27 protein-coding genes are annotated in these 26205 nt (G+C 71.5%); 7 read left to right on the forward strand and 20 right to left on the reverse strand.

What is annotated here, in order from left to right; all coding sequences use genetic code 11:
• Nucleotides 1–52: 52 nt before the first annotated feature.
• The 8 genes from E0H26_RS01330 to E0H26_RS01365 all read right to left on the reverse strand — a co-directional run bounded on the left by E0H26_RS01330 (nucleotide 53) and on the right by E0H26_RS01365 (nucleotide 8676).
• Nucleotides 53–1252 (reverse strand): RtcB family protein, encoded by a 1200-nt coding sequence (locus tag E0H26_RS01330; RefSeq protein WP_131299809.1) that lies wholly within the window; start codon nucleotides 1250–1252, stop codon nucleotides 53–55.
• A gap of 177 nt (nucleotides 1253–1429) precedes the next feature.
• Nucleotides 1430–1807 carry a monovalent cation/H(+) antiporter subunit G gene (gene mnhG, locus E0H26_RS01335; RefSeq protein ID WP_131299812.1) on the reverse strand — a complete coding sequence of 126 codons (378 nt, stop codon included), beginning with the start codon at nucleotides 1805–1807 and terminating at the stop codon, nucleotides 1430–1432.
• Nucleotides 1804–2064: a monovalent cation/H+ antiporter complex subunit F gene (locus E0H26_RS01340; protein ID WP_131299814.1), complete on the reverse strand. Its 261-nt coding sequence runs from the start codon at nucleotides 2062–2064 to the stop codon at nucleotides 1804–1806. Before E0H26_RS01340 ends, mnhG begins: the two co-directional genes overlap by 4 nt.
• Nucleotides 2061–2684 (reverse strand): Na+/H+ antiporter subunit E, encoded by a 624-nt coding sequence (locus E0H26_RS01345; protein WP_240741951.1) that lies wholly within the window; start codon nucleotides 2682–2684, stop codon nucleotides 2061–2063. Before E0H26_RS01345 ends, E0H26_RS01340 begins: the two co-directional genes overlap by 4 nt.
• Nucleotides 2681–4258 (reverse strand): Na+/H+ antiporter subunit D, encoded by a 1578-nt coding sequence (locus E0H26_RS01350; protein ID WP_131299817.1) that lies wholly within the window; start codon nucleotides 4256–4258, stop codon nucleotides 2681–2683. The genes E0H26_RS01345 and E0H26_RS01350 overlap by 4 nt, the downstream gene beginning before the upstream one ends.
• Nucleotides 4255–4725: a Na(+)/H(+) antiporter subunit C gene (locus tag E0H26_RS01355; protein WP_131299820.1), complete on the reverse strand. Its 471-nt coding sequence runs from the start codon at nucleotides 4723–4725 to the stop codon at nucleotides 4255–4257. Before E0H26_RS01355 ends, E0H26_RS01350 begins: the two co-directional genes overlap by 4 nt.
• A complete protein-coding gene (locus E0H26_RS01360; protein WP_131299822.1) occupies nucleotides 4722–7544 on the reverse strand; it encodes a Na+/H+ antiporter subunit A in 2823 nt (940 codons plus the stop codon). Before E0H26_RS01360 ends, E0H26_RS01355 begins: the two co-directional genes overlap by 4 nt.
• Before the next feature lie 202 nt (nucleotides 7545–7746).
• On the reverse strand, nucleotides 7747–8676 hold the full coding sequence (locus E0H26_RS01365; protein ID WP_240741952.1) for an ion transporter: 930 nt from the start codon (nucleotides 8674–8676) through the stop codon (nucleotides 7747–7749).
• Nucleotides 8677–8914: 238 nt separating this feature from the next.
• Between E0H26_RS01365 and E0H26_RS01370 the strand changes: the two genes are divergently transcribed.
• Nucleotides 8915–9700 carry an alpha/beta hydrolase gene (locus E0H26_RS01370; RefSeq protein WP_131299825.1) on the forward strand — a complete coding sequence of 262 codons (786 nt, stop codon included), beginning with the start codon at nucleotides 8915–8917 and terminating at the stop codon, nucleotides 9698–9700.
• Here the strand turns inward: E0H26_RS01370 and E0H26_RS01375 are convergent.
• Complete coding sequence (locus E0H26_RS01375; RefSeq protein ID WP_131299828.1) at nucleotides 9677–9976, reverse strand: hypothetical protein; 300 nt, start codon at nucleotides 9974–9976, stop codon at nucleotides 9677–9679. The genes E0H26_RS01370 and E0H26_RS01375 overlap by 24 nt on opposite strands.
• A gap of 370 nt (nucleotides 9977–10346) precedes the next feature.
• On the opposite strand from E0H26_RS01375, the gene E0H26_RS01380 reads away from it, so the two are divergent.
• The 3 genes from E0H26_RS01380 to E0H26_RS01390 all read left to right on the forward strand — a co-directional run bounded on the left by E0H26_RS01380 (nucleotide 10347) and on the right by E0H26_RS01390 (nucleotide 12696).
• The gene (locus tag E0H26_RS01380) at nucleotides 10347–11222 is read left to right on the forward strand and encodes a helix-turn-helix domain-containing protein (RefSeq protein WP_131299831.1); all 876 of its coding nucleotides are present in this window, start codon (nucleotides 10347–10349) and stop codon (nucleotides 11220–11222) included.
• The gene (locus E0H26_RS01385) at nucleotides 11215–11409 is read left to right on the forward strand and encodes a DUF397 domain-containing protein (protein WP_131299833.1); all 195 of its coding nucleotides are present in this window, start codon (nucleotides 11215–11217) and stop codon (nucleotides 11407–11409) included. The genes E0H26_RS01380 and E0H26_RS01385 overlap by 8 nt, the downstream gene beginning before the upstream one ends.
• Before the next feature lie 327 nt (nucleotides 11410–11736).
• The gene (locus E0H26_RS01390) at nucleotides 11737–12696 is read left to right on the forward strand and encodes an endonuclease domain-containing protein (protein ID WP_240741953.1); all 960 of its coding nucleotides are present in this window, start codon (nucleotides 11737–11739) and stop codon (nucleotides 12694–12696) included.
• A gap of 262 nt (nucleotides 12697–12958) precedes the next feature.
• Here E0H26_RS01390 and E0H26_RS01395 read toward each other — a convergent pair whose 3' ends face one another.
• The 3 genes from E0H26_RS01395 to E0H26_RS01405 form a co-directional block, all read right to left on the reverse strand.
• The gene (locus E0H26_RS01395) at nucleotides 12959–13801 is read right to left on the reverse strand and encodes a M15 family metallopeptidase (protein ID WP_131299836.1); all 843 of its coding nucleotides are present in this window, start codon (nucleotides 13799–13801) and stop codon (nucleotides 12959–12961) included.
• A gap of 7 nt (nucleotides 13802–13808) precedes the next feature.
• On the reverse strand, nucleotides 13809–15047 hold the full coding sequence (locus tag E0H26_RS01400) for a D-alanyl-D-alanine carboxypeptidase family protein (protein WP_131299839.1): 1239 nt from the start codon (nucleotides 15045–15047) through the stop codon (nucleotides 13809–13811).
• Nucleotides 15048–15119: 72 nt separating this feature from the next.
• A complete protein-coding gene (locus E0H26_RS01405; RefSeq protein WP_131299841.1) occupies nucleotides 15120–16412 on the reverse strand; it encodes a D-alanyl-D-alanine carboxypeptidase family protein in 1293 nt (430 codons plus the stop codon).
• A 315-nt stretch (nucleotides 16413–16727) separates the two neighbouring features.
• On the opposite strand from E0H26_RS01405, the gene E0H26_RS01410 reads away from it, so the two are divergent.
• Nucleotides 16728–18038 (forward strand): hypothetical protein, encoded by a 1311-nt coding sequence (locus tag E0H26_RS01410; protein ID WP_240741992.1) that lies wholly within the window; start codon nucleotides 16728–16730, stop codon nucleotides 18036–18038.
• Between the two features lie 117 nt (nucleotides 18039–18155).
• Here E0H26_RS01410 and E0H26_RS01415 read toward each other — a convergent pair whose 3' ends face one another.
• On the reverse strand, nucleotides 18156–18581 hold the full coding sequence (locus E0H26_RS01415; protein ID WP_131299844.1) for a protein-tyrosine phosphatase family protein: 426 nt from the start codon (nucleotides 18579–18581) through the stop codon (nucleotides 18156–18158).
• Nucleotides 18582–18664: 83 nt separating this feature from the next.
• Nucleotides 18665–19471 (reverse strand): DedA family protein, encoded by an 807-nt coding sequence (locus E0H26_RS01420; RefSeq protein ID WP_131299847.1) that lies wholly within the window; start codon nucleotides 19469–19471, stop codon nucleotides 18665–18667.
• A 97-nt stretch (nucleotides 19472–19568) separates the two neighbouring features.
• Between E0H26_RS01420 and E0H26_RS01425 the strand changes: the two genes are divergently transcribed.
• Nucleotides 19569–20261 carry a carbon-nitrogen hydrolase family protein gene (locus E0H26_RS01425; protein ID WP_131300491.1) on the forward strand — a complete coding sequence of 231 codons (693 nt, stop codon included), beginning with the start codon at nucleotides 19569–19571 and terminating at the stop codon, nucleotides 20259–20261.
• Nucleotides 20262–20267: 6 nt separating this feature from the next.
• Here E0H26_RS01425 and E0H26_RS01430 read toward each other — a convergent pair whose 3' ends face one another.
• The 5 genes from E0H26_RS01430 to E0H26_RS01450 form a co-directional block, all read right to left on the reverse strand.
• Nucleotides 20268–21839 carry a serine/threonine-protein kinase gene (locus tag E0H26_RS01430; RefSeq protein WP_131299849.1) on the reverse strand — a complete coding sequence of 524 codons (1572 nt, stop codon included), beginning with the start codon at nucleotides 21837–21839 and terminating at the stop codon, nucleotides 20268–20270.
• Between the two features lie 108 nt (nucleotides 21840–21947).
• Nucleotides 21948–22154 (reverse strand): hypothetical protein, encoded by a 207-nt coding sequence (locus E0H26_RS01435; protein WP_131299852.1) that lies wholly within the window; start codon nucleotides 22152–22154, stop codon nucleotides 21948–21950.
• 2 nt (nucleotides 22155–22156) lie between these two features.
• Nucleotides 22157–23203, reverse strand: a complete 1047-nt coding sequence (locus E0H26_RS01440; protein WP_131299855.1) for a LacI family DNA-binding transcriptional regulator — start codon at nucleotides 23201–23203, stop codon at nucleotides 22157–22159.
• A gap of 177 nt (nucleotides 23204–23380) precedes the next feature.
• Nucleotides 23381–24262, reverse strand: a complete 882-nt coding sequence (locus E0H26_RS01445) for a helix-turn-helix domain-containing protein (protein ID WP_420812769.1) — start codon at nucleotides 24260–24262, stop codon at nucleotides 23381–23383.
• A 138-nt stretch (nucleotides 24263–24400) separates the two neighbouring features.
• Nucleotides 24401–24643 (reverse strand): DUF397 domain-containing protein, encoded by a 243-nt coding sequence (locus E0H26_RS01450; protein ID WP_131299861.1) that lies wholly within the window; start codon nucleotides 24641–24643, stop codon nucleotides 24401–24403.
• A 254-nt stretch (nucleotides 24644–24897) separates the two neighbouring features.
• On the opposite strand from E0H26_RS01450, the gene E0H26_RS01455 reads away from it, so the two are divergent.
• A complete protein-coding gene (locus E0H26_RS01455; protein WP_131299864.1) occupies nucleotides 24898–25545 on the forward strand; it encodes a GGDEF domain-containing protein in 648 nt (215 codons plus the stop codon).
• A 122-nt stretch (nucleotides 25546–25667) separates the two neighbouring features.
• Here the strand turns inward: E0H26_RS01455 and E0H26_RS01460 are convergent, their stop codons facing one another.
• Entirely contained in the window at nucleotides 25668–26150 is a 483-nt protein-coding gene (locus E0H26_RS01460; protein ID WP_131299867.1) for a type II toxin-antitoxin system PemK/MazF family toxin, read from the reverse strand.
• Nucleotides 26151–26205 lie beyond the last annotated feature (55 nt).

Raw genomic sequence — 26205 nt, forward strand, 5'->3', positions numbered from 1 at the left:
GCCTGTCCCCCAGTTGCCCGCATGACCTCGTAACCCCCCGTGGACGAATCCGTCAGCCCTTCACGCAGACCACCTGCTTGAGGTGTGCCACCACCTCGACCAGATCCTGCTGCTGGGCCATCACCTCGGTGATGTCCTTGTACGCGCCGGGGATCTCGTCGACCACCCCGGCGTCCTTGCGGCACTCCACTCCGGACGTCTGCGCCGCCAGGTCGTCGGTGCTGTACGTCCGCTTGGCCTGGGCACGGGACATCCGCCGCCCGGCCCCGTGGGACGCCGAGCAGTACGCCGCCTCATTGCCCTTGCCACGCACGATGTACGACCCGGTACCCATCGATCCCGGAATGATGCCCAGGTCGCCGGTGCCGGCCCGGATCGCGCCCTTGCGGGTGACCAGCACGTCCACCCCGTCGTAACGCTCCTCGGCCACGTAGTTGTGGTGGCAGCTGATCGGCTCGTCGTAGCTGACCTGCGGAAACCGGTCCCGCACCAGGTTCGTCAACACGGCGAGCATGATCGCCCGGTTGCGCCGCGCGTACTCCTGCGCCCACCACAGGTCCCGGCGGTAGGCATCCATCTCGGGCGTGCCGGTGAGGAAGACCGCCAGGTCCCGGTCGGGCAGGTCGGCGTTGTGCGGCAGCCGCCGGGCCACCGCCATGTGCCGCTCGGCCAGTTCCTTGCCGATGTTGCGCGACCCGGAGTGCAGCATCAACCAGACCCGGCCGGTGTCCGCACCGCCCTGCTCCAGGCAGACCTCGATGAAGTGGTTGCCGCCGCCGAGGGTGCCCAACTGCCGCCGGGCCCGCGTCTCCAGCTGCGCCACCTTGCGGTCCAGGCCGGTGAAGCGCTGCCAGAAGTCGTCCCAGCCGCGCTGCTCCAGGCCCCGGATCCGACGCGGATTGACCGGCTCGTCGCGCTGCGCGAAGCCGACCGGGATGGCCTCCTCGATGGCCCGGCGCAGCCCGGCGAGGTCGTCGGGCAGGTCCGCGGCGGTCAGCGAGGTGCGTACCGCCGACATGCCGCAACCGATGTCCACCCCGACGGCGGCCGGCGAGACGGCCTGCCGCATCGCGATCACGGACCCGACCGTGGCTCCCTTACCGAAGTGCACGTCCGGCATCACCGCAACCCCGTGCACCCACGGCAGCCCTCCAATATTGCGCAACTGCCGAGCAGCCTGCGCCTCGACGCGGTACGGATCGGTCCACACCCGCACCGGCGCCCGCGTCCCCGCAAGCACACCGAACCCCATGCCCCACCTCCCCAACTCCACGCCGACCCCGCGCCGACCCACGCCGATCTTGCACTTCTGGTCGCCGACACGTCACTTTTGCGGCTTGTGCCGCGACAGCAAGTGCATGATCGACGCGCTGAGCGGCGCGGGGAGAGAGTATGGAGTTGGGGTGGGGGTGGCAATTGATATTGAGCGTCAGGCGGGGGTGGGTTCGGGTCGGTCCTCGGCGACCCGGTCCAGGTGGGCGGCGAGTTCGTCGGTGAGGAGCAGGTCGCTGCGGATGTCGTCGTGCGGGTAACCGGCCCGACCGACCATGTGCGCGGCGACCGGGGCGGTGGCCAGCTGGAAGATGCCGACCAGCACCAGCGTGGTGATGTCCACCCCGGTCCGCAGCCGCAGACCGCACCCGACCAGCACCAGCAGCAGCCCGAGAACCTGCGGCTTGGCCGCGGCGTGCATCCGGGTGAGCAGGTCGGGGAAGCGCACCAGGGCCACCCCGGCGGCGAGGCTGAGCAGAGCGCCGCTGATCAGGCAGACGGCGGCGACGATGTCGAGCACGGCGTCGAGGTTCATTTGTTTCTCCGGGCGGCGAAGCGGGCGACGCTCACCGATCCGACGAACCCGAGGACGGCGAGGACCACCAGCACCGGCAGGGCGGTGGCGTCGCGGCTGTAGGCGGCCTCGGTGGCGATGGCGGCGACGATGATGGCCAGCAGTACGTCGGTGGCCACGGCCCGGTCCAGGATCGACGGGCCACGGATGATGCGGGCGAGGGTGAGCGCGCCGGCCACGGCGAGCAGCGCGGTGACGGTCACGGCGACGATGGTCATGCCGCTGCCCCTTCCAGGTCGACCGGTGGCGGTGGATTCTCGCGGACGAGGCGCTGCTCCTCCGGCGAGCCGATGGCGGCGACGATGCGGGCCTCCAACTCCAGCACCTCGCCCCGGAACTTCTCCACCTCGGAAAGGCTGTCCACGTTGATGACGTGGATGAACAGGGTGCCGGAGTTGCGGTCGGCCTCCAGGATCAGGCTGCCCGGCACCAGGGACAACGCCTCCGCGGTGAGGGTGAGATTGAGGTCGGTGTTCACCCGCAGTCGCACCGCGATGATGGCGCTGCGCGGCACGTGCCGGGGACGCAGCGCCAACCAGGCGATCTGGACGGAGGCGACGACCAGGTCCCGCAGGAAACGCACCAGGAACCGGGCCGTACCCAGTGGGTGGATCCGCCCCGCGAAGGTCACCGGCGGTAGCGGGAACACGGTCAGCAGGATGGTGGCCACCACCAGCCCGCTGATCACGTTGGCCCAGGACAGCGTGCCCCAGAGCAGCACCCAGACGACGACCAGGAAGGTCACCGCGACGATCCGGTTACGGCGTACGGCCGTCCGGCTCAGGGGCGGGTTCGGCGGGCTGGTCGGCTCCGCCGGAGTCATCTGGTCCGGCTTCACGGCGCACCTCCCGGGAAGACGGCGTCGACGTACGGGGTCCGTTGCAGCAGGTCGTTGGCGGCGTCCGTGCTCAGGTCGAACAGCGGGCCGGCCACCAACGTGAGCACCAGACCGAAGACCACCAGGGCCACCGTCGGCGCGATCATCAGGCCGGGCAGCACGGCGCCGCTCTGCCCGGCGGGCACGGGCTGGTGCGGCTGTTCCGCCCCACTGGTGCGGGCCGCCTGGGCGGCGTCGCCGGCCTCCGGCATCTCCGGGTGCGGTGCCCGCCAGAAGGCCAGGTTCCACACCCGGGCGACGGCGTACAGGGTGAGCAGGCTGGTGAGCAGGCCACCGCCGACCAGGATCCAGGCCAGCACGCCACCGTCGTCGATGCCCGCCTGGACCAGGCCGAGCTTGCCGAGGAACCCGGAGAACGGTGGAATGCCGGCGAGGTTCAACGCGGGTACGAAGAACAACACGGCCAGGATCGGCGACAGCCGGGCCAGGCCGCCGAGACGGTCCATGGCGGTGCTGCCGCCTCTTCGTTCGACCAGGCCGGCGGCGAGGAACAGGGTGGTCTGGATGGTGATGTGGTGCACCACGTAGAAGATCGCCGCGGAGAGCCCGAGCGACGAGGTGAGCCCGACGCCGAAGAGCATGTAGCCGATGTGGCTGATCAGGGTGAACGACAGCAACCGCTTGATGTCGGACTGGGCGACCGCGCCGAGGATGCCGACCACCATCGTCAGCACCGCCGTCACCAGCAGCAACGTGGCCGTCCGCCCGCCGGGGAACAGCAGCGTCTCGGTACGGATGATCGCGTACACGCCGACCTTGGTCAGCAGGCCGGCGAAGACGGCGGTGACCGGGGCCGGCGCGGTGGGATAGCTGTCCGGCAGCCAGGCCGACAGCGGGAACACCGCCGCCTTGATGCCGAAGGCGAGCAGCAGCATGCCCTGCAACACCAGCCGCAGGTCGTCGGGGAGGGCGTCCAGCCGGTCGACGAGCTGGGCCAGGTTGAGCGTGCCGGTCGAGGCGTACACCAGGCCGATGGCGACCAGGAAGATCACCGAGGAGAGCAGGCTGACCACGACGTACGTCGTGCCGGCCCGGATCCGGGTCTCGGTGCTGCCCAGGGTGAGCAGCACGTAGCTGGCGACCAGCAGGATCTCGAAGCCGACGTAGAGGTTGAACAGGTCGCCGGAGAGGAAGGCGTTGCACACACCGGCGGTCAACACCAGGTAGGTGGGGTGGTAGACCGACAGCGGAGTTTCCTCGTTGCCGTCGGCCATGCCCTGGCCGATGGAGTAGACCAGCACGCAGAGGGTCACCGCGGCGGAGACCACCAGCATCAACGCGGCGAGTTGGTCGGCCACCAGCACGATGCCCAGCGGGGCGACCCAGCCGCCGACCTCCACCACCAGCGGACCGTCGATGCTGGACCGCACCAGCAGCAGGACGGCCACCGCGACGGTGGCGGTGAGCACGGTGAGGCTCACCCACCGCTGGGCGCGCGGGCGCCCCACCAGCAGCAGCGTCAGTGCCGCGCCGAGCAGTGGCATCACCACCGGCAGCGGAACGAGGTACGTCATCCAGCCCTCCCCGCGTCGGTCGAGGCGGCAAGCGACCGGTCGCTGTTGGTATCCGTGTCGTCGTCATCGTCGTCACCGGTGCCGGCGTCGGCGTCACCCGGTCCCTCGTCCCGCTCGGCGAGGTCCATGATCCGGCGGTCCTCGACGTCGTCCTGCACCTCGTCGTGCCCGTTGAGATGCCAACTGCGGTACGCCAGGGCCAGCAGGAAGGCGGTCATGCCGAGGGTGATGACGATGGCGGTGAGGATCATCGCCTGGGGCAGCGGGTCGCTCATCTCCTCCTGCGGGGTGCTGCCGACGATCGGCGCACCGCCGGCTCGCCCGCCGGTGAGCAGCAGCAGGTTCGCGCCGTTGCCGAGCAGGATGACGCCCATCAGCACCCGGGTCAGGCTGCGTTCGAGCAGCAGCGTCACACCGGCGGCGACGAGCACGCCGACCACGATGACGTAGGTGAGGTTGGGACTCACACCAGCTCCTTTTCCCGTACCTCGACGTCCTCGGTCTCGTGTTGGCGGTCCATCTCGGCGCCGAGGCTGCGCAGGATGTCCAGCACCAGACCGACGACGATCAGGTAGACACCGACGTCGAAGAAGGCCGAGGTGACGAAGTGGACCTTGCCCAGCACCGGCACGTAGAAGTCGAGCATGGCGCTCTGCAGGAACTCCCCGCCGAGCAGCAACGCGGCCACCCCGGTGCCGACGGCGACGAAGAGTCCGGCGCCGAGCACCACCCCGGCGTCGACCGGTGCGGCGCCGTTGAGTTCGGTACGACCGCCGGCCAGGTAGCGCACGGCCAGGGCCAGGCCCGCCACCAGGCCGGCGGCGAACCCGCCGCCGGGGGCGTTGTGGCCGCTGAACAGCAGGTAGATGGAGAACAGCAGGATGGCGTGGAACAGCAGCCGGGTGACCACCTGGAGGATGACCGACTGCGCGCGGGCGGTGGCACCGGTGGTCAGCCAGCGTGGCCGGGTCGACTCGGCCCGACCGCCGCCGGGGATGTCGCCGCGCCGGTCGAGGTCCCGGGCCCGCCGGAAGATCAGGCTGGCCACGCCGGTCGCGGCCACCACCAGCACCGCGATCTCACCCATGGTGTCCCAGGCCCGGATGTCGACCAGCGTCACGTTGACCACGTTCTTGCCGCCGCCGTAGGAGACCGCCTCGTCGGGGAAGCCGACGGAGATCGGGATGGCCTGGCGGGCGCCGGTCGCGACGTAGGCCATGCCGGCGGTGACGGCGCCGACGGCGACCCCGATCGCGATCCGGCCGCGCCGGCTGGAACGGATCGGACGTTCCGAGAACTTGACCGGCAGCCGGCGCAGCACCAGCACGAACATGACGATCGTGACGGTCTCCACCAGGAACTGGGTCAACGCCAGGTCGGGTGCGCCGTGCAGGATGAACATCAACGCGATGCCGTAGCCGGCCACGCCGACCAGGATCATCGCGGTGAGCCGGCGCAGGGCACGGGCGGCCATCACGGCGGCGATCACCACCACGGCACCGGCGACCCCCTGCAACGGCGTGTCCCACAGGTGGAACCGCTGCGGCCAGGGGCTGCCGGCCAGCAGCGTGCCACCGGGCAGCACGACCAGCACCACCAGGATGACCCCGAGGTAGAACGGCAACGAACCACGCTGGGTCTTACCGGTCAGTTCCACCGCGAGCCGGTCGGTCAGCGCGATGCACTTCTTGTAGACGGCGGCGCCGTCGAACGGCAGCCGCAGGGTGGCCCGGACCCGCTCGCGGCGCATCAGGTGGAACAGCCCGGCGCCGCCGGCCACGGCCAGCACCGACAGCCCGAGCGCCGGGGTGAGGCCGTGCCACAACGCCAGGTGGTAGCCGGGCTCGGCGGACCGGTAGAGATCGGCGTACGGGGCCAGCAGGCGATCCACCGCCGGGGCGAGCAGGCCGACGGCGACGCCGGCAAGGGCGAGCACCGCGGCCGGGGCGAGGAAGGACCAGGAGACCGGCCGCACGGTGGTGGCCGGGGTGTCGGGCTTGTCGGCGAAGGCACCCCACAGGTAGCGCAGCGTGTACGCCACGGTCAGCACCGAACCGAGGATCACGCCGGCCAGCACCACCAGGTCGGCGGTGCCGCCGTGCAGCAGCGCCTCGACCGCCGCCTCCTTGGCGACGAATCCGGCCATCGGCGGCAGGCCGGCCATGGAGGCCGCCGCCAGTCCCGCGACCACCGCCAGGGCGGGTGCCCGGCGCCCGACACCACTGAGTTCACGCAGGTCACGGGTGCCGGTGGCGTGGTCGATGACGCCGACGGTGAGGAACAGGGTGGCCTTGAACAGCGCGTGGGCCAGCACCATGGCCACGCCGGCCAGTGCGGTGTCCCGGGTGCCGGCGCCGAGGACGACCATGAGCAGGCCGAGCTGGCTGACCGTGCCGTACGCCAGCAGCAGCTTGAGGTCGACCTGCCGCAGCGCGGACCAGCCGCCGAAGAACATCGTGATCAGCCCGGTGACGAGCAGCACCGGTCGCCACGGGGTGGCCTCCGCCACGGCGGGGCCCATCAGGGCGACCAGGAAGATGCCCGCCTTGACCATGGCGGCGGCGTGCAGGTACGCGCTGACCGGGGTGGGTGCCGCCATCGCGCCCGGCAGCCAGAAGCTGAACGGGAAGATCGCCGACTTGCTCAACGCGCCCAGCAGGATCAGCACCAGGGCGGCCGCGAGATAGCCGCCGCCGGGCAGGTTCTCCGCGACCTCCGACCAGCGGTAGCTGCCGGCGTGCTGGCCGAGCATGACGAACCCGGCGAGCATCGCCAGGCCACCCAGCGTGGTCACCAGCAGGGCCTGCATGGCGGCCCGTCGGCTGGCCCGCTTGGCCGGGTCGTAGCCGATCAGCAGGTAGGAGAAGACGGTGGTCAGCTCCCAGAACACGTACAGCAGCAGCAGGTCGTCGGAGACGACCAGGCCGAGCATCGCGCCGGCGAAGGCGAGGAAGACGGCGGCGAACCGGCCCAGCCCGGGATCGTCGGAGCGGAAGTAGCGGGCGCTGTAGGCCAGCACCAGCGCACCCACGCCCCCGACCAGCACCACCATCAGCCAGGACAGCGTCCCCATCCGCAGCGCGAGTTCCAGGCCGAGCTGCGGGACCCAGGTCACTGTCTCGGTCACCGGCTCGCCGGAACGGACCGTGGCCGTATGTGTCAGCGCCCACGCCAGCGTCGCACCGGGTACCAACGCGACCAGGTAGAGGGCCTGCCGCCCCCAGAGCCGCACCAGCGCCGGGGCGATCACGGCTGTCAGCGCATGGACCGCCACCAGTACCAGCACACACCCTCCCCAGAGATCATCAGTCGGTGCAACGACCCTATCCGGTAAGGACCGGGATCTGCATCTGCCGTGATTTGGATCAAAGGTGTGTCCGGCGACAGAGCACCCAGAACGGCAGTCGAGTTCATCGGTGTTTCACGTTGGGACGCATGGCTGAAACCTGACGCCGACCAGCGGATCCAGCGCGATCAAAAACGTTCGTTCAGTCCCTTAGCACCCGACGCCCCCGCCCGTCGTCGCGGTCGATCCGCAGCTCCCGCTCAAGCTCCACGATGAGGGTGCGCAGATCGTCGAGGCGCTGACTGATCGCGATACGGTCCAACTCGTCGGGAACCCCGTCGCCGTCCTCGTCGTAGCCGGGGGCCAGCCCTTCGGTCATCTCCAACCGGCGGGCCTCCTCCATGGAGTTGACGAAGACGGCGATCAGGATGTTGAGCAGCAGGTTGACCGTGATCACCACGAAGCTGCCGTAGTAGAGCACCGTCCAGGGCGACAGCTCCATGCCCTGCTCGATGAGGTCCGGCAGGGTTTCCAGGGACAGCAGCACGAACAGGGTCAGCAGAGACCGTCCGATGTCCCCGTACTCCTCCGGGTAGACCTCACCGAAGATCAGCCAGCCGGCCATGCCGTAGACGTAGAGGGTCACCATGGCCAGGGCGAGGAACCCGCCGATGCCCGGCAGGCTGCGCCACAGGGCGGCGACGATCGTCCGCAGGCCGGGCGAGAACCGCACCAGCCGTACCATCCGCAGCACCCGGACCACGCGCAGCAGCGCCGAGTCGCCGTGCAGGGCGGGCACGAAGATCGCCGCGATCACCAGGAAGTCGAAGACGTTCCAGCCCTGCCGGAAGAAGTCCTGCGGCCGACGGCCGTAGGCCAGCACCCGGATGGCGATCTCGATGACGAAGATCGTCCGGAAGCCCCACTCGACGGCGTACAGCGCGGTGCCCGCCGTCCCCAGGTTGGGGTAGGTCTCCAGGCCGAGGACCACGCCGTTGGCCAGGATCACCGCGACGATGGTGATCTCGAACGGACGGGAGGCGGCGATCCGGGCACACGCGTCGACCAGCCCGGAGCGTTGCGGAGGGTCGACCGGCCCGCGTCGCTGGGCCGGCACAGGCAGGTCACTCACCGGGTGGCCGGCTCCGACACGAGCGCCGGGGCCGGCTGTGCCAGCCACCGTGCGTCACCCAAGCATCGACGTACGGCAGTCATGGCCGACAGCCTACGGGGCCGCCGGACCAACATCACCCACCGAGTCGACGGATCATTCGCCCGCTGGTCGCCACCTGGGCACCATCCTCAAGGGTGGGTCGTGGCCCCGAGAAGCCCCACCGGTCCCCGCGTCCGGTCGGTTACATTCGACGCTCATGGCCCTGATCCGCTGTGACTTCTTCGCCGAGACGCTCGGCCTCAGCACCTCGATGACCGTGATCCTGCCGCAGCGGACCCGCTCGCAGATCGGGCTGACCGGGGCGGACGCCGCCGGTGACCCGCCGGTGCTCTACCTGCTGCACGGGCTCAGCGACGACGACACCATCTGGCTACGCCGTACCGCCATCGAGCGGTACGTCGCACCGCTCGGCCTGGCCGTGGTGATGCCGCAGGTGGGACGCAGCTTCTACGCCGACGAGGAACACGGCAACCGGTACTGGACCTTCCTCAGCGAGGAGTTGCCACAGCTCTGCCACGGCTTCTTCCGCCTCTCCACCCGCCCGCAGGACACCTTCGTCGCCGGACTCTCCATGGGCGGCTACGGGGCGATGAAGTGGGCGCTGCGCGAGCCGGACCGGTTCGCCGCGGCGGCCAGCCTCTCCGGCGCGCTCGACCTCGCCGCCCGCGCCGGACACCCGACCCACCCGATCGACGCCCGGGTGTGGCACACCGCCTTCGGCGACCGCCCGGTGGCCGGCACCGACGACGACCCGCTCGCCCTGCTCGACCGAGCCGGCACCGCCGTACCCCCGCTCTACGTCGCCTGCGGCACCGAGGATTTCCTGTACGAGGACAACGTGCGGTTCGTCGAGGCGGCCCGAGCCAAGGGGCTGCCGCTGACCGTGGACTTCTCCCCCGGCGAGCACGACTGGGCGTACTGGGACGCGAAGATCGCCGACGTGCTCGCCTGGTTGCCGCTACCGGACCGGGCCACCGACTGAGCCGGCTGCCGCGCCACCCGGACTCCTGACCACCGGCCGACCCACGTCGCAGGCGAAGACGGCACTCCAGAAGTTCGTCAGGACAGCCAGGCTGGAGCCGTGCGTCACGCTGCGCGCGTCGTCGCGGATCAGCCAGAAGTCGCCGTCGGGAAAGACGAACGCCCAGCCGATCGGCTCACCCTCCCGCACCAGGACCACGACCTCGGGTTTGTCGTCCACCTCGACCGCCGGCAGGTCGGCCAGCTCAACCGACCAGAGTCCCTGCTCCTGGCTCACCGGAATCTCCTCGAACCGCAGCAGCGGATCGCGACCGAAAATCGCGATCGGGCCGGTGAATGGTGGTGCGGTGGCGCTGCTCGCGGGCCGGCCGGGTCCGGGCGGGGTTGGCCGCCGCGTCGGGCATGTCCGGGCACCAAGACAGTGACGTCGATCGGTTCGTCCGGACGCTGAAACCATTTCCATCGGGGCACCGCGCACCTCCTGTGACCACCGTGATCAGGGCTACCACCAGCCACGATGGTTGGTAGACACACGAGATGCAACGTCTCACTCAGAATTTCAGGCGATGATATTGACATCGTGTCAGCTGGCCCGAAATGCTGTTCCAAATGAGACACCGGAGCCGGCCGGACTGAGACGAGGTGCGATGGCCGACATTGGATCTTCTGTACCCCGACGGCAACTCGGCCGACTGTTGCGACAGGCCCGAGAAGAGGCCGGAATCAATCTCGAAGCCGCCGCCGAGGCACTGGAATGGTCCCGGGCGAAGATGTACCGCCTGGAAAGCGGGCAGACGTCACTGCGCACCCACGACGTCACCCTGATGTGCCAGCACTACGGCACCTCGACCGAACTGACCGAGGTCATGGTGTCCCTGGCCCGAGAAAGCAAAGCCCGCGGCTGGTGGCACAGCTACGGCGAAGCGATCCCGGCATGGTTCGAGCTTTATGTAGGGCTGGAAGCGGCAGCGCGACGGTTGCGTCACTACGAACCGAACGTCATCCCCGGCCTGCTCCAGACGCCGGACTACGCGGCCACGATCTTCAGTGGAAAGCCCCGAACGCCGCAAGAGGTGGCGCAGAAGGTTGCCCTGAGATTGGAGCGACAGAAGCTGTTGTCCCGACGGAGGCCGGCGGCGCCGCAATACGAGGCGATCATTGACGAGGCGGTCATCCGCAGACCCATAGCCGATCGGGACGCCTGGCGGGCACAGCTTGCCCATCTGGCGAACATCAACCAGATGAGTAACGTCAAGGTGCGGATCTTGCCACTGTCGGTGGGGCCGCACATTGCGTCCGTCGCGGGGGCGTTCATCCTGTTGGACTTCCCACGGGTCGGCACCCGACCCGCTGAGCCGTCCACGGTCTACAGCGAGTCTCTGACGGGCAGCCTTTACCTCGACCGGCCCAAGGAAGTCGAGGCATACGAGGGAGCCTGGGCGACGCTCTGGGGCCTTGCCCTACCGGAGTCTGCGTCAGAGGATCTGGTCAGCGACGTGATCAAGGAGAGCTACGATGAGTGACATATCCGGTGCACGGTGGCGTAAGAGCAGCTACAGCAATGAGGGGGCCTGCGTCGAGGTGGCGGATGGTGGCCCGGGGTTCGTTGGGGTACGAGACAGCAAGGACGTCGCTGGTCCGGCGTTGTCGTTTGGTCCGTCCGCGTGGCGCTCCTTTGTCGAGTCCGTCAAGCACGACGGGTTGAGCTGACACCCTTACCAGCCGGAGCTGCCATCGCGGAGCGTGTGGGACGGTGCGGAGGGCACACCCAAGTCGGGGTGTGCCCTCCGCACCGTTTGCACATCCCCAGGCGCTGATGTCGCCCCCGCCCGTCCAGGCACTCCACCACCGCAGTGAGTCCGCACCGTTTGCGCATCCGCAAGCGCTGATGTCGCCGGCCGGCGCTGATCGTTTTCGCCTTGCTGACCGGGTTCGGCGGTAGGCGGCACTAGATCATGGACAGTTTCCGTTAGCTGCTAACGGAAACTGTCCAAGATTTGCTGGTGGGGGCGTCGGTCGGGGCGCCACAGTGGGTGGGTGGTGGCTGTTGTTCCCGACGAGCGGGCCGGGGCTCTGGAGTGGCTGGCGTTCGAGCAGGCCGGCGTGCTCACCGTCGCGCAGGCTCGCGCGGTGCTCACCGAGGGCGCCGTGCGGGGGCTGATCCGCTCCGGGCGGTGGCGTTCGATCAGTCGTGGGCTGCTGCTGACCGGGAATGGGCGACTGACCCGGGACCAGCAGTTGTGGGTGGCGGTTCTCGCCGCCGGAGCGGGTGCGGTACTCGCGGGCGCCACGGCGGCCGGCGAGGCCGGGGTACGCGGCCTGCGGCGGGAGCCCCTGCATGTGCTGGTGCCGGCGCACCGCCGGGCGGGTCGTACCGGCCTACGCCGGTTGCCGATCGACATGGCGGCCGTGGTGGTGCATCGGACGACGGTGTTGCCTGCCGAGCACCTTCAGGTCGGCCGCCCACCCCGGACCACCACGGCGCGTGCCCTCATCGACGCGGCCGGATGGGCGTCGTCGGTACGACAGGCGCAGGAGATGATCGCGGCGGGTTGCCAGCAACGGCGGGTGTTGCCCGAGGAGTTGGCGGCGGTGCTCGACGTGCTGCCCCGGGCGCCCCGGCGGCGGTTGATCCGGCAGACCATCGACGACGTCACCGGCGGCGCCCAGGCACTCAGCGAGATCGACTTCGTTCGGCTCTGTCGCCGGGCCGGGTTGCCCGAGCCGGACCTCCAGGAGCGGCGGACCGACGCGGCGGGGCGTACCCGCTGGCTGGACGCGTACTGGCGGGCGTGGCGGCTGCACGTGGAGATCGACGGTGCACACCACATGGACGTACGCCACTGGGCCGCCGACATGCAGCGCCAGAACGACGTCTGGACCACCGGGGACCGGATTCTCCGCTTCCCCGCCTGGCTGGTCCGCGCACACCCGGACCAGGTCGCCGACACCCTCCGCCGGGCCCTGCTCGCCGCCGGCTGGCAACCCGAGAACTGACCGCCCGGCAACCGGACCGCCGGGCAACCCGAGAACTCACCGCCCGGCAACCGGACCGCCGGGCAACCCGAGAACTCACCGCCCGGCAACCGGACCGCCGGGCAACCCGAGAACTCACCGCCCGGCAACCGGACCGCCGGGCAACCCGAGAACTCACCGCCGGGCAAGCCGACTGACCGGCGGGCAACCCGAGATCTGGCCGGCGGGGCAAGCCGAGAGGCGCATCACGCGCGGCCCTGCTGGCGGCGGAACGGCGGGGCGGTCAGCCGGCTGAGGAGCGGGTGACCGGCAGGTCGAAGTAGGTGTCCGGCCAGGGCTCGGCACGGTAGCGGAAGTGCCACCACTCCCGGTCGTAGCCGGCGAACCCGCCATCGGTCATCAACTGCCGCAGCAGCCGCCGGTTCTCCCGGGCGGTGACACTGATCCGGGTGGTGCCGGTGTGCGCGAGCGGGTCGAAGCAGTCGAAGCCGGTGCCCATGTCGACGCTGTTGTCGCCGAAGCGCTCCGCACGCGGGGCGGTGCAGGCGACAAGTGGCTGGCCGGGGACGTATCGGGCCTGCCCGGGGGCGGGCACCGCGACCAGCGTGAGGTCGACGGTGCTGCCCCGGCTGTGCGCGCTGGGCGCCCCGAGGTAGCCGCGGGGGAACAGGTCCGACTTGGCCACCCGGGGGTAGAACTCGGCCTTCATCTGCTGGTCGTCGGGGCGGGCGGCCCAGGTCCGGAACTCGTCGGCGGCCCGTTGGGGGCGGTAGCAGTCGTACACCTTGAGGGTGTGGCCGGTGGCGAGCGCGGCGTCCTGCACTGCGCGCAGTGCCTCGGCGGCGGTGGCGGTGAGCAGGCACAGCGGCTCGGCGTAGCCGGCGACGGGCTGGCCGACGAAGTTGTGTGTGCTGGCGTACCGGATGTCGGCGCGGATGCGGGAGTCCACGTCGGACAGTACGACGAAGCCCGGCCGTGCCGGCGCCGGTGAGGGTTGCGGTGCGGGCGGCGGCCGGCTGCATCCGGCCGCGGTGACCAGGCCCGCCACCAGGCCCACCACCAGCACCACGGCCATCCTCGACCAGCCCGGCCGCCGGCCGGCGTCGAGGACCGGGCGGGCCGCCATCTGCCGGTCAGCCGCGCGGGGTCGGGCCGCGACCGGCGGTACGCAGCCGGCGGCGACGCCCGATCAGCGCGCCGACCAGCACGGTCAACCCGACGGCGAGGACCACGTACGAGGCTGACCGGAGTTGGCCGGCGAGCGCACCCCGGCCGGTCTGTTCGGCACCGGACGCGCCACCGGGCAGCGCCTGGGGTGGGACCGAGGCGGGCGGCGCGGAGGCGGTGGTGGTGCCGGGGCGGACCAGCACGCCGACCGAGGCGTCGCGGGGCAGGGCGAAACCCCAGTCGAGCAGCGCGGCACCCTGTTGCCAACCGCGCTGGTCGATCACGTCGGCACCGAGCAGGGTGACCACGAGCCGACGCCCGTTGCGTTCGGCGGCACCGACGTAGGTGTGCCGGGCCAGGTCGGTGTAGCCGGTCTTGCCGCCCAGCGCCCCCGGGTAGTGGTAGAGCAGCTGGTTGTCGTTGTCGATGCTGAAGCCCTTGGCGCGCTGCTTCGGCTGGGCCGGGATGTCCGCCTCCCGGGTGGCCACGTACTGGCGGAAGTGACCGTCGGCGAAGCAGGCCCGGGCGATCAGGGCCAGGTCGTACGCGCTGGTGAACTGCCCCGGACCGTCCAGTCCGGAGGGTGTCGCGGCGTGGGTCTGGTACGCGCCGAGCAGCTTGGCCTGCTCGTTCATCGCGCGTAGGCCACCGGCCATCCCGTCCGGGCCGCCACCGAGGCGGGCCAGCGCGTTGGCCACCTCGTTGCCCGAACGCAGCAGCAGTCCCAGCCAGAGCGTCTCGACCCGGTACCGGCCGCCCGCCACCAGTCCCACCGCCGAGCTGCCCGGCTCGATGTCGAGGTCGCCGGCGGTGATGGTGACCTCCTCGGCCGGGTCGAGCCGGGGCAGCATCGTCGCGGCCAGCAGCAGCTTCTGCACGCTGGCCGGGGTGGCGTACTCGTGCGGACCGCACCCACCCAACACCTCACCGGTGTCCAGGTCGGCCACCAACCACGAGGCGGCGGCCACCTTCGGTGGTGCCGACACCTGCGGCGGTACGACGAGCCCGGAGGTCGCCAGCCGGGCGCCGCCCACCGCCCGCTGGACCGGGTCCGGGGGCGGTGTCGCCGACGGCGTCGGGCCGGGCGCGGGAGGCGCCGGGCGTGGGCACGGCACGGGTCCCGCCGCAGCGGCACCGGTGACGGGCACCAGCGGAGACGTCAGGAGCGCCGCGGTCACCGCCACGGCCAGGCCGGAGACTCTCACAGCCCATGACACTATCGGGTGAATTCCGGCCAGTCCGGCGAATCGACCAGCACGGACGTCCCGCGACTCCGGTCAGTTGCCACCGTCGGCGACGCGGCCACGGTCGGCAGCGGGACCGCTCGCGGCGGCGCGGCCACGGCGGGCGGCGACCACGGCCAGCGCGATCGCCGTCGCGCCGACGGCCAACGCCACGTACATGCCCGCGCCCGGGGTGTCGCCGAGGGTGGCCGAGGTGACCGGATCCACCGGCGCTTCGGTCGCCACGTCCGGTGCGGGCGGCGACGGTACGGCGTCCAACTCCCCCGGCTCCACCAGGCGGCCCACCGTGGCGTCGCGGGGCAGGCCGAATCCCCAGTCGAGCAGCGCGGCGCCCTGCTCCCAGCCCCGCAGTGGCCGGGGCTCGGCGCCGAGCAGCGTGACGACCAGCCGGCGACCGTCGCGCTCGGCGGCACCGACGTAGGTGTGCCGGGCATAGTCGGTGAAGCCCGTCTTGCCGCCCAGGGCGCCCGGATAGCGGTAGATCAACTGGTTGTTGTTCTGGATCTGGAACCCCTTGGCACCCAGCGCCTTCTGGGCCGGGATGCGGGTTCGCTCGGTGCGCGCGTACGTGCCGAAGGTCGGGTCGGCGAAGCAGGCGCGGGCGATCAGGGCCAGGTCGTACGCGCTGGTGAACTGCCCCGGACCGTCCAACCCGGACGGGGTGACCGCGTGGGTTTGCCGGGCACCGAGCCGGCGGGCCTCTTCGTTCATGGCCCGCACCCCGCCGGCCACGCCGTCCGGCCCACCGCCGAGGCGGGCCAGCGCGTTGGCCGCCTCGTTGCCGGATTGCAGCAGCAGCCCGAGCCACAGCGTCTTCACCCGGTACCGGCCACCGGGCAGCAACCCGACCGCCGAACTGCCCGGTGCGATGTCCAGGTCCTTCCGGGTGATCTCGACGACCTCACGGGGGTCGAGCCGGGACAGCATCGTCGCGGCCAGCAGCAGCTTCTGCACGCTGGCCGGGGTGGCGTACTCGTGCGGACCGCACCCACCCAACACCTCACCGGTGTCCAGGTCGGCCACCAACCACGAGGTCGCGGTCACCTTCGGCGGCGCCGGCACCTGCGGCGGTACGACGAGCCCGGCAGTGGCGAGGGCGTCCCCGCCGACGGCGCGGTGTTCCGGCACCGACGGCGGCGGGGTCGGACGGGGTGACCGGACGACCTTCGGCGCCGTCGCCTTGGGACAGGGCACCGCAGCGGGCGCGGATGCCGGGGCATTCGACGCCGGTACGGCACTCTGGGTGGTCGCCGCCGTACCCGCAGTGGCGGGCAAAACCACGATCGTGAGGACGGCGGAGACGGCGCCCAGCGCCCGGACTCTCATGAACACGCAGACTAACGGCCAGATCCCCACCCTCGTACCGCACCCGCGTGGCGCCGACGGGTCGCCGCCGCCGACGATCTTCGAGCAACCGATTGAACTGTTCGGTCGCACCCCCCGTATCCACGACCGAACCACACACACTGCCCGGACCTGCGGCGGGAGCGCTCCCGATGCACGTCCGGTCTGCACCCCGGGAAGCACGACACGCGGGCCGGCCGCCGTCGTCGAGCTGTCTTCCGGGCATCCACGGCGCACAAGCCGGCGGTGATCGACCTTCATCGACCCGTCCGGCCGGTCAATCATGAGGAGAGATGCATGGTCAGGCGTACGCTACGACACCAGAAGCACGCGGCCTTGAAGGTCGGCGGGGTCGGCCTCCTCGCGGTCGCGCTGCTCGGGGCCGGCCTGACGCTGGCCTCGGCCGATGACGGCGCCGGCAGCGGCGCGCAGACGGCGAACTGCCCGACGGTACGCGACAAGCTCAGCAACGTGCCGGCCGCCGCCCTCGCCGGAGTCGAGCAGGAACTGGCCAACCTCGACAAGCAGATCGAGGAAGCCAACGCCCGCCTCGCCCAACAGGCCGCCAACCCCCAGGGCGGCGCCAACTTCGTCCAACTCGCGATCCTCGGCCCGCTGGCCAGCAAGCGCGTCGCCGCCCTCGACCGGATCGGCATCAACATCAACCGGGCCGGCGGACAACGCCCCGACCTCGCCAGCCTCGCCAACTGCGGCCTCAACGCCCCCGGCATCCCCAGCGCCCTGAACGCCAACACCGGCAACGGCAACGCGGGGAACAACGGTAACGGCAACGCGGGGAACGGCAACGCGGGCAACAACGGCAACGGCAACGCGGGGAACAACGGCGGTGCCGGCGCCGCGCAGACGGCGAACTGCCCGACGGTACGCGACAAGCTCAGCAACGTGCCGGCCGCCGCCCTCGCCGGAGTCGAGCAGGAACTGGCCAACCTCGACAAGCAGATCGAGGAAGCCAACGCCCGCCTCGCCCAACAGGCCGCCAACCCCCAGGGCGGCGCCAACTTCGTCCAACTCGCGATCCTCGGCCCGCTGGCCAGCAAGCGCGTCGCCGCCCTCGACCGGATCGGCATCAACATCAACCGGGCCGGCGGACAACGCCCCAACCTCGCCAGCCTGGCCAACTGCGGCCTCAACGCCCCCGGCATCCCCAGCGCCCTGAACAGCAACGCCGGCAACGGCAACAACGGCGGTGCGGGCAACAACGGCGGCGCGGGCAACAACGGCAACGCCGGGAACGCGGGTAACAACGGCAACGGCAACGCCGGCAACAACGGCGGTGCCGGCGTCGCGCAGACGGTGAGCTGCCCGAGCGTCGCCGACCGGCTGCCGGCCGTGCCGGCCCAGGCCGCCGCCGAGGTCCAGCGGGAGCTGGCCAACCTGAACCAGCAGATCGCGGACGCCAACGCCCGCCTGGCGCAGCTGGCGGTCCGGCCCGAGGGTGGCGCGAACTTCGTCCGGAACGCGGTCATCGGCCCGCTGGAGGACCGGCGCGTCGCCGCGATCAACCGGATCGCCACCGCGATCGGTCGGGTCAACGGCGACCGTCCGGGTGACCTGGTCAACCTGGCTCGGCCCTGCACGGTGCGCTGAGCCCGGCAGGTGTGAACGGCCCGGGGTGGGCGGCGGCTTCGGCCCCGTCCGCCCCGGGCCGCCGTACGTCCCGGGGTAGGGGTCACGTCATGCCGAGGTGCCGCAGGTGGCGGCGGCTCAGTCTCCGGGTAGGCGGCGCAGCCAGCGACGCTGCCAGGGAGTCTCCACCGCGCGGGGTCGATAGGCGGCGCGGACCCAGTCCACCGCCCGCTCGGCGGGCAGCCCGTCGAGGATCGCCAGCGCCGCCAACGCGGTGCCGGTGCGGCCGGTACCACCCCGGCAGGCCACCTCCACCCGCTGGCCGGCGTACCCGCGCCGCAGCGCCTCCCGCAGCGCGTCCAGGGCGTCGGCCCGGTCGGTCGGCACCCAGAAGTCCGGCCACCGCACCCGGCGGTACGCCCAGGACGGTGTCGGGCCGGGCGCGAGCAACAGACCGAAGTCCGCTGGCGACGCGGGGTCGGCGATGCGCCGTCCGCGTACCCGTACCCCACCGGGCAGCTCGACCACCCCGGTACCGTCATCCCAACCCGATCCGGCCTCCATCACCGCAGTCTGCACCGCCGGTGCGGCGACCCGTCGGGCGGGGCCCGGACCCGCCGGGCCGGCTCGGTGGTGTGCCGGCGGGATCAGCGTGGTGGTTCGCGGTCGGGCTGCTGGCCGTCGGCCCAGGCGCTGCGGTAGATGGTGCCGCGTCCGTGCGGATCCGGAATGCTGGCCGGTGCCGCGTCGGTCAGGCCGGCGCCGCTGTCGTTGGAGCGCAGGCCGCCGGAGCGCCGGGACCGCCGCAGCCGGGTCACCACGAACCAGACCAGTCCGAGCACGCAGGCGACGATGACCAGGTTCTGCAAGATTCCCGCGTACGACTCGACCAGGTGCCAGTTGTCACCGAGCAGGTATCCGGCCAGGACGAAGGTGGTGTTCCAGATCAGGCTGCCCAGCGTGGTGTAGAGCACGAAGGTGAGCAGCGGCATACGTTCCACCCCGGCCGGGATGGAGATCATGCTCCGGAAGATCGGGATCATCCGGCCGAAGAAGACGGCCTTCACGCCGTGCCGTAGGAACCACTCCTCGGTCCGGTCGATGTCACTGAGCTTCACCAGCGGCAGCTTGGCGGCGATCGCGCGGACCCGCTCCCGGCCCAACTTGGCGCCGATCCAGTAGAGCGCCAGGGCGCCCAGCAGCGAACCGAGGGTGGTCCAGAAGATCGCGCCGACCAGACTCATCCGGCCCTGCGCCGCGACGAACCCGGCCAGCGGCAGGATCACCTCGCTGGGGATCGGCGGGAACAGGTTTTCCAGCGCGACGGCGAGGCCCGCGCCCGGTCCGCCGAGGCGCTCGACCAGGTCGGTGACGAAGCCGACCAATCCGTCCTCGGGTGGTGCGGACTGGCTGAGCGCGCCGACGGCGGACGGGGTCCGCGGAGAGTGAATCACACCTACCACGTTACGAACCGCACCTGTCAGGCGCAGCGCGGGTCTCGACTCTGAACATCGGTAGATCCTAGGCTCGGTCACAGTGGAGACTGAAATCGTGCGTGGTTCGCTACCGATCGCGGTGGCCCAGCCGGTGTGTCACGGGCACGACGTCGCCGCGAACGTCGCGGCGCACGCGGCACTGGTCCGTACGGCGGCGGCCCGGGTGGTGCTCTTCCCGGAACTCTCCCTGACCGGCTACGAGTTGGCCGCCGCACCGGTCGATCCGGCCGACCCACGGCTGGCGCCGCTGGTCGACGCGGGCGCGGCGACGGGGACGCTGGCGCTGGTCGGCGCGCCGGTGGCCGGCGAGCACATCGCCACCCTCGCGGTGGACGGCGCGGGTGCCCGGGTGGCGTACCGCAAGATGTGGCTCGGTGGGGACGAGCCGCGCCGGTTCCGGCCCGGTCCGGAGCCGGTCGTGCTCACCGTCGACGGTTGGCGGCTCGGCCTGGCGATCTGCAAGGACACCGGGGTCGCGGAGCACGCCGCCCGCACCTGCGCCCTGGGCGTCGACGTCTACCTCGCCGCTGTCACGGAGTTGGCGGCCGACCTGGCGGTGCTCGACGAGCGGGCCCGGCGGATCGCCACCACCCACCGGGTCTTCGTCGCGGTGGCCAGCTTCGCCGGACCGACCGGCGGCGGCTACACCGAAACGGCGGGCCGCTCGGCGGTCTGGGCGCCGGACGGGTCGGTGCTGGCCCGGGCGGGCGCCGACCCCGGCGAGTACGTGCGGGTGACGTTGACCTGACGTCGGTCAGTCGTCATCGTCGTCGTCCTCGGGCAGAGTCGCCTCGATGCGGTCCAGCAGGTCGTCCATCCGGGCGGCGAAGTCGGCGGGAATCCGGCCCTGCTCGGCCTCCTCCTCGATGCGCTCGCGCAGGTCGTCGATCCGCTTCTCCCGGTCCTTGGGCTTGCCGGCGGCGAGTTTGGCCAGGTCCTTGCGGAGCCGGTCGGCCACCTTACGGTCGATGTCGTCGGTGAGCTGCCCCTCGGTGAGCATGGCGATGAACTCGGTGGCGAGCCCGCGCAGGTTGACCGGGTCGGGTTGGGCCGGCGACGGCGTCGGGCTGGGCCGGGTCGGAGCGGGCGCGACCGAGGTGGGCGGGGCGGCCGGGGAACTGGCGGGCGCGGCCGTCGGCTGTCCGTCGCCGGTGTCGTCACCGAGGGCCTGCACCGCACCGAACCCCACCAGCAGCACCAGGGCGGCGGCGACCACGACGCCGACCGGAGGACGGGAACGCCGCGACCGGCCCGCGCCACCCGGCGGCACGACTGGCCCGCCGGGACGGGCCATGCCGGCCGGCGGACCGGTGGTCGCGGACCAGGAACCGCTGCTGGGGGTGGCCGTCGCGGACCAGGTGCCGGTGCGGTCGACGAGGGTCGGCGGGTGCGCGGGGGGCGGTCCGGTGACGGAGGTGACCATGTCCTGGTCGGTGCCGGCCGGACCGGAAATGATCGGCAACATGGCGGTGGCCGGGCCGACCGGGCCGGTGGCACCGGCGCGTAACCTCGCGGCGAGTTGACCGGCCGTGGGTCGCCGCGCCGGATCGGGATCCAGGCAGGCCAGCACCAGCTCGGCGACCCCGGCGGGCAGCCCGGGCACCCGCAGCGGCGGCACCGGCCGGCGGTTGGCGTGCACCACCAGGGCGTCCTCCCAACTGCGTACGGGCAGCGGAACGTCGCCGGTGAGGGTGCGGTAGAGCAGCACGCCGAGCGCGTACACGTCGCTGGCCGGGTTCGGTGCCGCGGCCTGCAACCGCTCCGGGGCGGTGTACGCGGGCGTACCCATCATGGGTTCGGCCGCGGCCCGTCCGGTGCCGGCGGACCGCGGCCCGGCGAGCGCGGCGATGCCGAAGTCCAGCACCTTGGCACCGGTCTCGGTGAGCATGACGTTGCCGGGCTTGATGTCGCGATGCACCACCCCGATGCGGTGTGCGGCGGCCAACGCGGCGGCTACCTGTGCGGCCATCCGCAGCGCCGCCGGCCAGGGCAGCGGCCCGTCGCCGAGCCGGTCGGCGAGGTTGCGCCCGTCGACCAGTTCCATCACCAGGTACGGCACGATCGCCCCGTCGAGGGTGGCCTCGCCGTAGTCGTACACCTGGGTGACGTGCGGGTGGGCGAGGCGGGCCGCGGCGCGGGCCTCGCGGCGGATGGTGGCCCGCAGATCGGGGTCGGCGGCGAACGTCGCGGCGAGCACCTTCACCGCGACGGGGCGACCGAGGACCTCGTCGTCGGCTCGCCACACCTCGGACATCCCGCCGAGGCCGATGCGATCGCGCACGACGTAGCGGTCGTGCAGCCGGAGGTTGGGGGTGAACGGCGACATCGGCGCAAGTCTGCCTGGTCACCCAGCCGACGCACCACCCGCCCGGGCAGGTGGTGGCCGTTCTCGCACGATCGGTGCGGATTTGCTCCCCGATTACGGGGGATGCCGCTATTGGGCGCAGTTCGGCGTGGTGGTCAGCGGGGCGGGTTGGATCTGGTCGGCCAGCCGGCGTAGGGCGTCGGCGGTGAGTCGACGGGTGCCGGCCAGTCGCGCGGTACGCGGTGACTCGGGACGCACCGGCGCGTCCGGCCGGGCCGAGTTCACGTGCCGGGTGACCGCGTCGATGGCGAAGATGAAGCCGGTGGGCTGTTCCATGGTCAACTCCTCGGGGCGGGTCCGGTGCTGGTCCGGACGACGAGCGTGGTGGGCAGCAGGATCTGGTGTGCTTCGGTGTCCGAGGGCGGGTCGAACAGGAGTTCCGCGCTGCGGCGTCCCTTGTCGACTCCGGGCTGCAGGACGGTGGTCAGGCCGGCGGACGCGGCCTCGGCGATGTCGTCGAAGCCGGTCACCGAACTGCTCTGGCCGGCGCCGCGCAGCGTGTCGAGCGCGCCGAGGGCGAGCACGTCGGAGCAGGCCAGCACGGCGGTGGGCGGCTCGGGCAGGGCGGCCAGCGCGCGGACCGCCTCGGCACCGGCGGCGCGGGTGTTGTCGGCCGCCGCGAGGATCGTCAGCTCGGGCCAGGTGACTCCCACCGCGGCGAAGGCGTCGGCGAAGCCGGCGAGGCGTTCCCGGGTGGTGGGGTGCGGCACGTCGGCCACGTCGGACACCCGGACGAGCCCGGGGCTGGTGTCGGGCAGCACGTCATCACTGAGCAGGGCGACCCGCCGATGACCGAGGCCGGTCAGGTGCTCGGCCGCCGACCGGGCGGCGGCCCGCTCGTCGATGCCCACCCACAGGTCCTGGGCCCCAGGGCGCGCGGAGGTGGTGACGAAAGGCAGCCCTCGGGCTCGGATGGTGTCGACGATCTCCCCTTCGTCGCCGGCGCAGTAGACGCAGAACCCGTCGACGGCGGCGTTCTCCACGGCCTTGCGGGCACCGACCAGGTCACCCGGCAGCGGCACCAGCAACAGGCTGCTGCCGTGGTGCTCGGCCGCCTCCGCCACGCCGGTGAGGAACTGCACGGCGAAGGGGTCGGTGAAGGCGTAGGACAGGCGCGAGGTGAACAGCACCCCGATCGCGCCGACGAAGCCCCGCCGCAGCGACCGGGCGGTCGGGTTCGGCCCCGGATAGCCCATCTGCCGTGCCGTGTCGAGGATGCGCTGGCGCAGTTCGGCGGAGAGCTGGTCCGGGCGGCCGTAGGCGTTGGAGACGGTGCTGCGTGAGACACCGACGGTCTCGGCGACCGCCCGCAGAGTGGGCTTCACCCGGCCTCTCCCCTCTTCTGGATCGATTCAGACTGGATCGATCCAGAGATTAGTCGCATCACTGAGAGGTGTCAATCCGGTAGCCGCGCGTGCTGCTGCCCGGGCCACCATCAGGGTGGCGGTGACGGGCGCCGCCGAAGGGTCGGCCCCCGCCGTACGGTCAGGCGGGTGGCCGGGTCACCCGGCGTCGAACTCGGCGATGATCTGTTCGAGGATCCTCTGCGTACGCTCGGGCGGCTCGGCCTCGACGCAGAGCCGCTCCATGGCCACCGCGTAGAAGTCGAGATCTTCCCGCTTGTCCAGGTAGAGCGCGCTGGTCAACTGCTCGATGTAGACGATGTCGGGCAGGTCCTGGTCGCCGAAGCGCAGGATGGTGAAGGCGCCACCGGCAGCGGCATGCCCACCGGCCGCGAACGGGATGACCTGCAACCGGATGTTCGGCGTACGGGTGGCCTCCAGCAGCGCCTCCAACTGGCCACGCATCACCTTCGGCCCGCCGATCGGCCGGCGCAGTGCCGCCTCGTCGACCACCGCCCACAGCCGGGGCGGACGCGGCCGGCGCAGCAACTCCTGGCGGCGCATCCGCAGATCCACCCGACGGTCGATCTCCGCCGGCCCGGCCTGGCTGTGGCCGAGCAGCACCACCGCACGGGCGTACTCCCGGGTCTGGAGCAGCCCCGGGACGAACTGGACCTCGTAGCTGCGGATGAGCGCAGCCGCCGCCTCCAGGCCGAGGTACGACTGGAACCACGACGGCAGGACGTCGCCGTACCGGTGCCACCACCCTGGATTGTTCGCGTCGCGCGCCAGCTTGAGCAGCGCGGCACGCTCCTGTTCGGCGGTGACGCCATAGAGGGTGAGCAGGTCGGCGACGTCACGCTCCTTGAAGCCGACCCGACCCAGTTCCATCCGACTGATCTTCGACTCGGACGAACGGATCTCCCAGCCAGCGCTCTCCCGAGTCACCCCACGCGACTCCCGCAGCCGCCGCAGTTGGGCGCCCAGCAGCATCCGCAGCACGGTCGGGCCCGCCGCCGGGCCCTCCTCGGCGGAAACCATGGTCACCTGCCGCCCTCCGCATGCCGTAGTCAGCCGTACCGGTGGACCGGCCCGGCCGACGTGTAAGCATGCCATGAACCTTCAGTGAGGTGAACATCCATCCCGCGCCCGGCGATTCCCGTCGATGGGATGTCGGGATCAGCCGATCAGATGATCGAAGTCGCCATCGCGGGCACCGAGCACGAACGCCGCGATCTCGTCGACGGTGTAGATCAGCGCCGGGCCCTCGGGATGCCGGGAGTTGCGCATCGCGATCCCCGCTCCCCCGGGCAACTCCGCCAACTCGACGCAGTTCCCACTGGGATTGCTGCGGCGGCTCTTCTGCCAGGCGAGGGGAGGCAACGTGTTGGCGGGTACACCGTTGGGCGGCTGCTGCTGCATGGGGGCGTCTGTTCTCTCCGATAGGCGCCGGCGCCGTGGGAGGAGCGGTAGCGGCACGAGGGTGTGGTTACTCGTTCATTTGCACGTGCATCTGCTATTGCATCTGCAATGGACAGCGAGCATGATAGCGCATGTGCGTGGTGCCCATCCGCTCACAATCTGTTACACCAACCTGGTCGCCACCAGGGGAAACGAGGTGTCGGGCGACGCTCGTCAGCCAGGGTGGGCACGTGTCGCGGCGAAGGGAGGATTTGGTGCCGGATCCGCTGACCGTCGCGTCCGGCATCTGTGCGGTGGGGGCGCTGCTCTCCTCCTGGCAGCTGGGCCGGCGAGCCGTACGGGCGGAGGCGGAGATCGGCCGTCTCCAGGCCGAGCTCACCGCCGAGCGGCACGCCGCCAGCCATGACCCGCTGACCGGTCTGCCGAACCGGCGGGCGTTCTACCGACTCGCCGCGGCGCTGCTCACCGACTGCGCCGGCCGACCGCTGGTCGCCGTGGTGCTCGACCTGAACGACTTCAAGCAGATCAACGACCGGTACGGCCACGCCGCCGGGGACAAGGTCCTGATCAGTGTCGCCGAGCGGCTGGCCACCTTCGCCGGCGACAACCTGGTGGCCCGGCTCGGCGGTGACGAGTTCGCGGGGCTGCTGGCCAGCCCGACCGTCGACCGCCGGTGGATCGACCACGCCACCGGCCGGCTGTACGACATGGTCGCCGCGCCGATTCCGCTGGGCCCGGTCACCGTCCGGGTGACCGCCTCGGTCGGACTGGCACCGGTGCACGGGACGCAGCTCACCGAGGCACTCGACCGCGCCGACGCGGCGATGTACGAAGCCAAGGCCATCGGGGCCGCCCGGTCACGCCAGGCGTTGCGCGACGCCCCACATCTCGCCGAGTGCTGACCGCGCTCGCCCCACCCCGGATCCCAAGCCCGGAAATCCCAAGCCCGACCCGTGGCGGATTGTTTTGGCGTGCGGTCCGGACGGCGGCTCGATCCGCACCGCCCGGGGTGACGAGCAGGGCTTTAGTGCCAGCCGTACCCGGCGCGTAGCGCCGCACCGACCCGGTCGAAGCGGGCCCGGTCCAGCACCGCGCCCTCGCGCCGGATGCCGTCCTCCCGCATGGTCAGGACCCGGTCCAGCCGCACCCAGCTGGGTCGGTTCTCCCGGTCCCACTCACCGGGCCCGAGCGCCAGCCAGTGCCGCTCGCCATCGCGGTCGCGCTGGCTGGAGAGCATCAGCCCGTACAGCGTCCGGCTGTGCCGACCGACCACCAGCACCGGGCGGTCCTTGCCCTGGCGGGGGTCGTCCTCGTAGGACACCCAGGTCCAGACGATCTCCCCCGGGTCGGCCTGGCCGTCGGGCTCGGGGGCGTACGACAGTTGCCGGCGCTGCAAGGCGGTGACCTGACGGGGCCGCGCGACCTTGGCCGGGGCCGGCCCCGGCCGCCGGGGACCCGGGATCACCGCACTGACGCGGGCCGCCACACTCCTGAACAGACCTGCCACGGCGGCAGCCTACCGGCTGGGCGGAACCGCCACTGCGGCAGGGAGGCGTGGCGGG

Source organism: Micromonospora zingiberis (assembly GCF_004331455.1).
Lineage (GTDB): Bacteria > Actinomycetota > Actinomycetes > Mycobacteriales > Micromonosporaceae > Micromonospora > Micromonospora zingiberis.

What these genes read in the sequence shown, in the direction of transcription:
- E0H26_RS01445 (WP_420812769.1), bottom strand. Translation starts at nt 24,262, where the DNA reads ATGGTTTCCGCCGAGGAGGGCCCGGCGGCGGGCCCGACCGTGCTGCGG.
- E0H26_RS01430 (WP_131299849.1), bottom strand. Translation starts at nt 21,839, where the DNA reads ATGTCGCCGTTCACCCCCAACCTCCGGCTGCACGACCGCTACGTCGTG.
- E0H26_RS01350 (WP_131299817.1), bottom strand. Translation starts at nt 4,258, where the DNA reads ATGACGTACCTCGTTCCGCTGCCGGTGGTGATGCCACTGCTCGGCGCG.
- E0H26_RS01410 (WP_240741992.1), top strand. Translation starts at nt 16,728, where the DNA reads ATGGTCAGGCGTACGCTACGACACCAGAAGCACGCGGCCTTGAAGGTC.
- E0H26_RS01395 (WP_131299836.1), bottom strand. Translation starts at nt 13,801, where the DNA reads ATGGCGGCCCGCCCGGTCCTCGACGCCGGCCGGCGGCCGGGCTGGTCG.
- E0H26_RS01405 (WP_131299841.1), bottom strand. Translation starts at nt 16,412, where the DNA reads ATGAGAGTCCGGGCGCTGGGCGCCGTCTCCGCCGTCCTCACGATCGTG.
- E0H26_RS01380 (WP_131299831.1), top strand. Translation starts at nt 10,347, where the DNA reads ATGGCCGACATTGGATCTTCTGTACCCCGACGGCAACTCGGCCGACTG.
- E0H26_RS01450 (WP_131299861.1), bottom strand. Translation starts at nt 24,643, where the DNA reads ATGCAGCAGCAGCCGCCCAACGGTGTACCCGCCAACACGTTGCCTCCC.
- E0H26_RS01415 (WP_131299844.1), bottom strand. Translation starts at nt 18,581, where the DNA reads ATGGAGGCCGGATCGGGTTGGGATGACGGTACCGGGGTGGTCGAGCTG.
- E0H26_RS01385 (WP_131299833.1), top strand. Translation starts at nt 11,215, where the DNA reads ATGAGTGACATATCCGGTGCACGGTGGCGTAAGAGCAGCTACAGCAAT.
- E0H26_RS01330 (WP_131299809.1), bottom strand. Translation starts at nt 1,252, where the DNA reads ATGGGGTTCGGTGTGCTTGCGGGGACGCGGGCGCCGGTGCGGGTGTGG.
- E0H26_RS01435 (WP_131299852.1), bottom strand. Translation starts at nt 22,154, where the DNA reads ATGGAACAGCCCACCGGCTTCATCTTCGCCATCGACGCGGTCACCCGG.
- E0H26_RS01370 (WP_131299825.1), top strand. Translation starts at nt 8,915, where the DNA reads ATGGCCCTGATCCGCTGTGACTTCTTCGCCGAGACGCTCGGCCTCAGC.
- E0H26_RS01340 (WP_131299814.1), bottom strand. Translation starts at nt 2,064, where the DNA reads ATGACCATCGTCGCCGTGACCGTCACCGCGCTGCTCGCCGTGGCCGGC.
- mnhG (WP_131299812.1), bottom strand. Translation starts at nt 1,807, where the DNA reads ATGAACCTCGACGCCGTGCTCGACATCGTCGCCGCCGTCTGCCTGATC.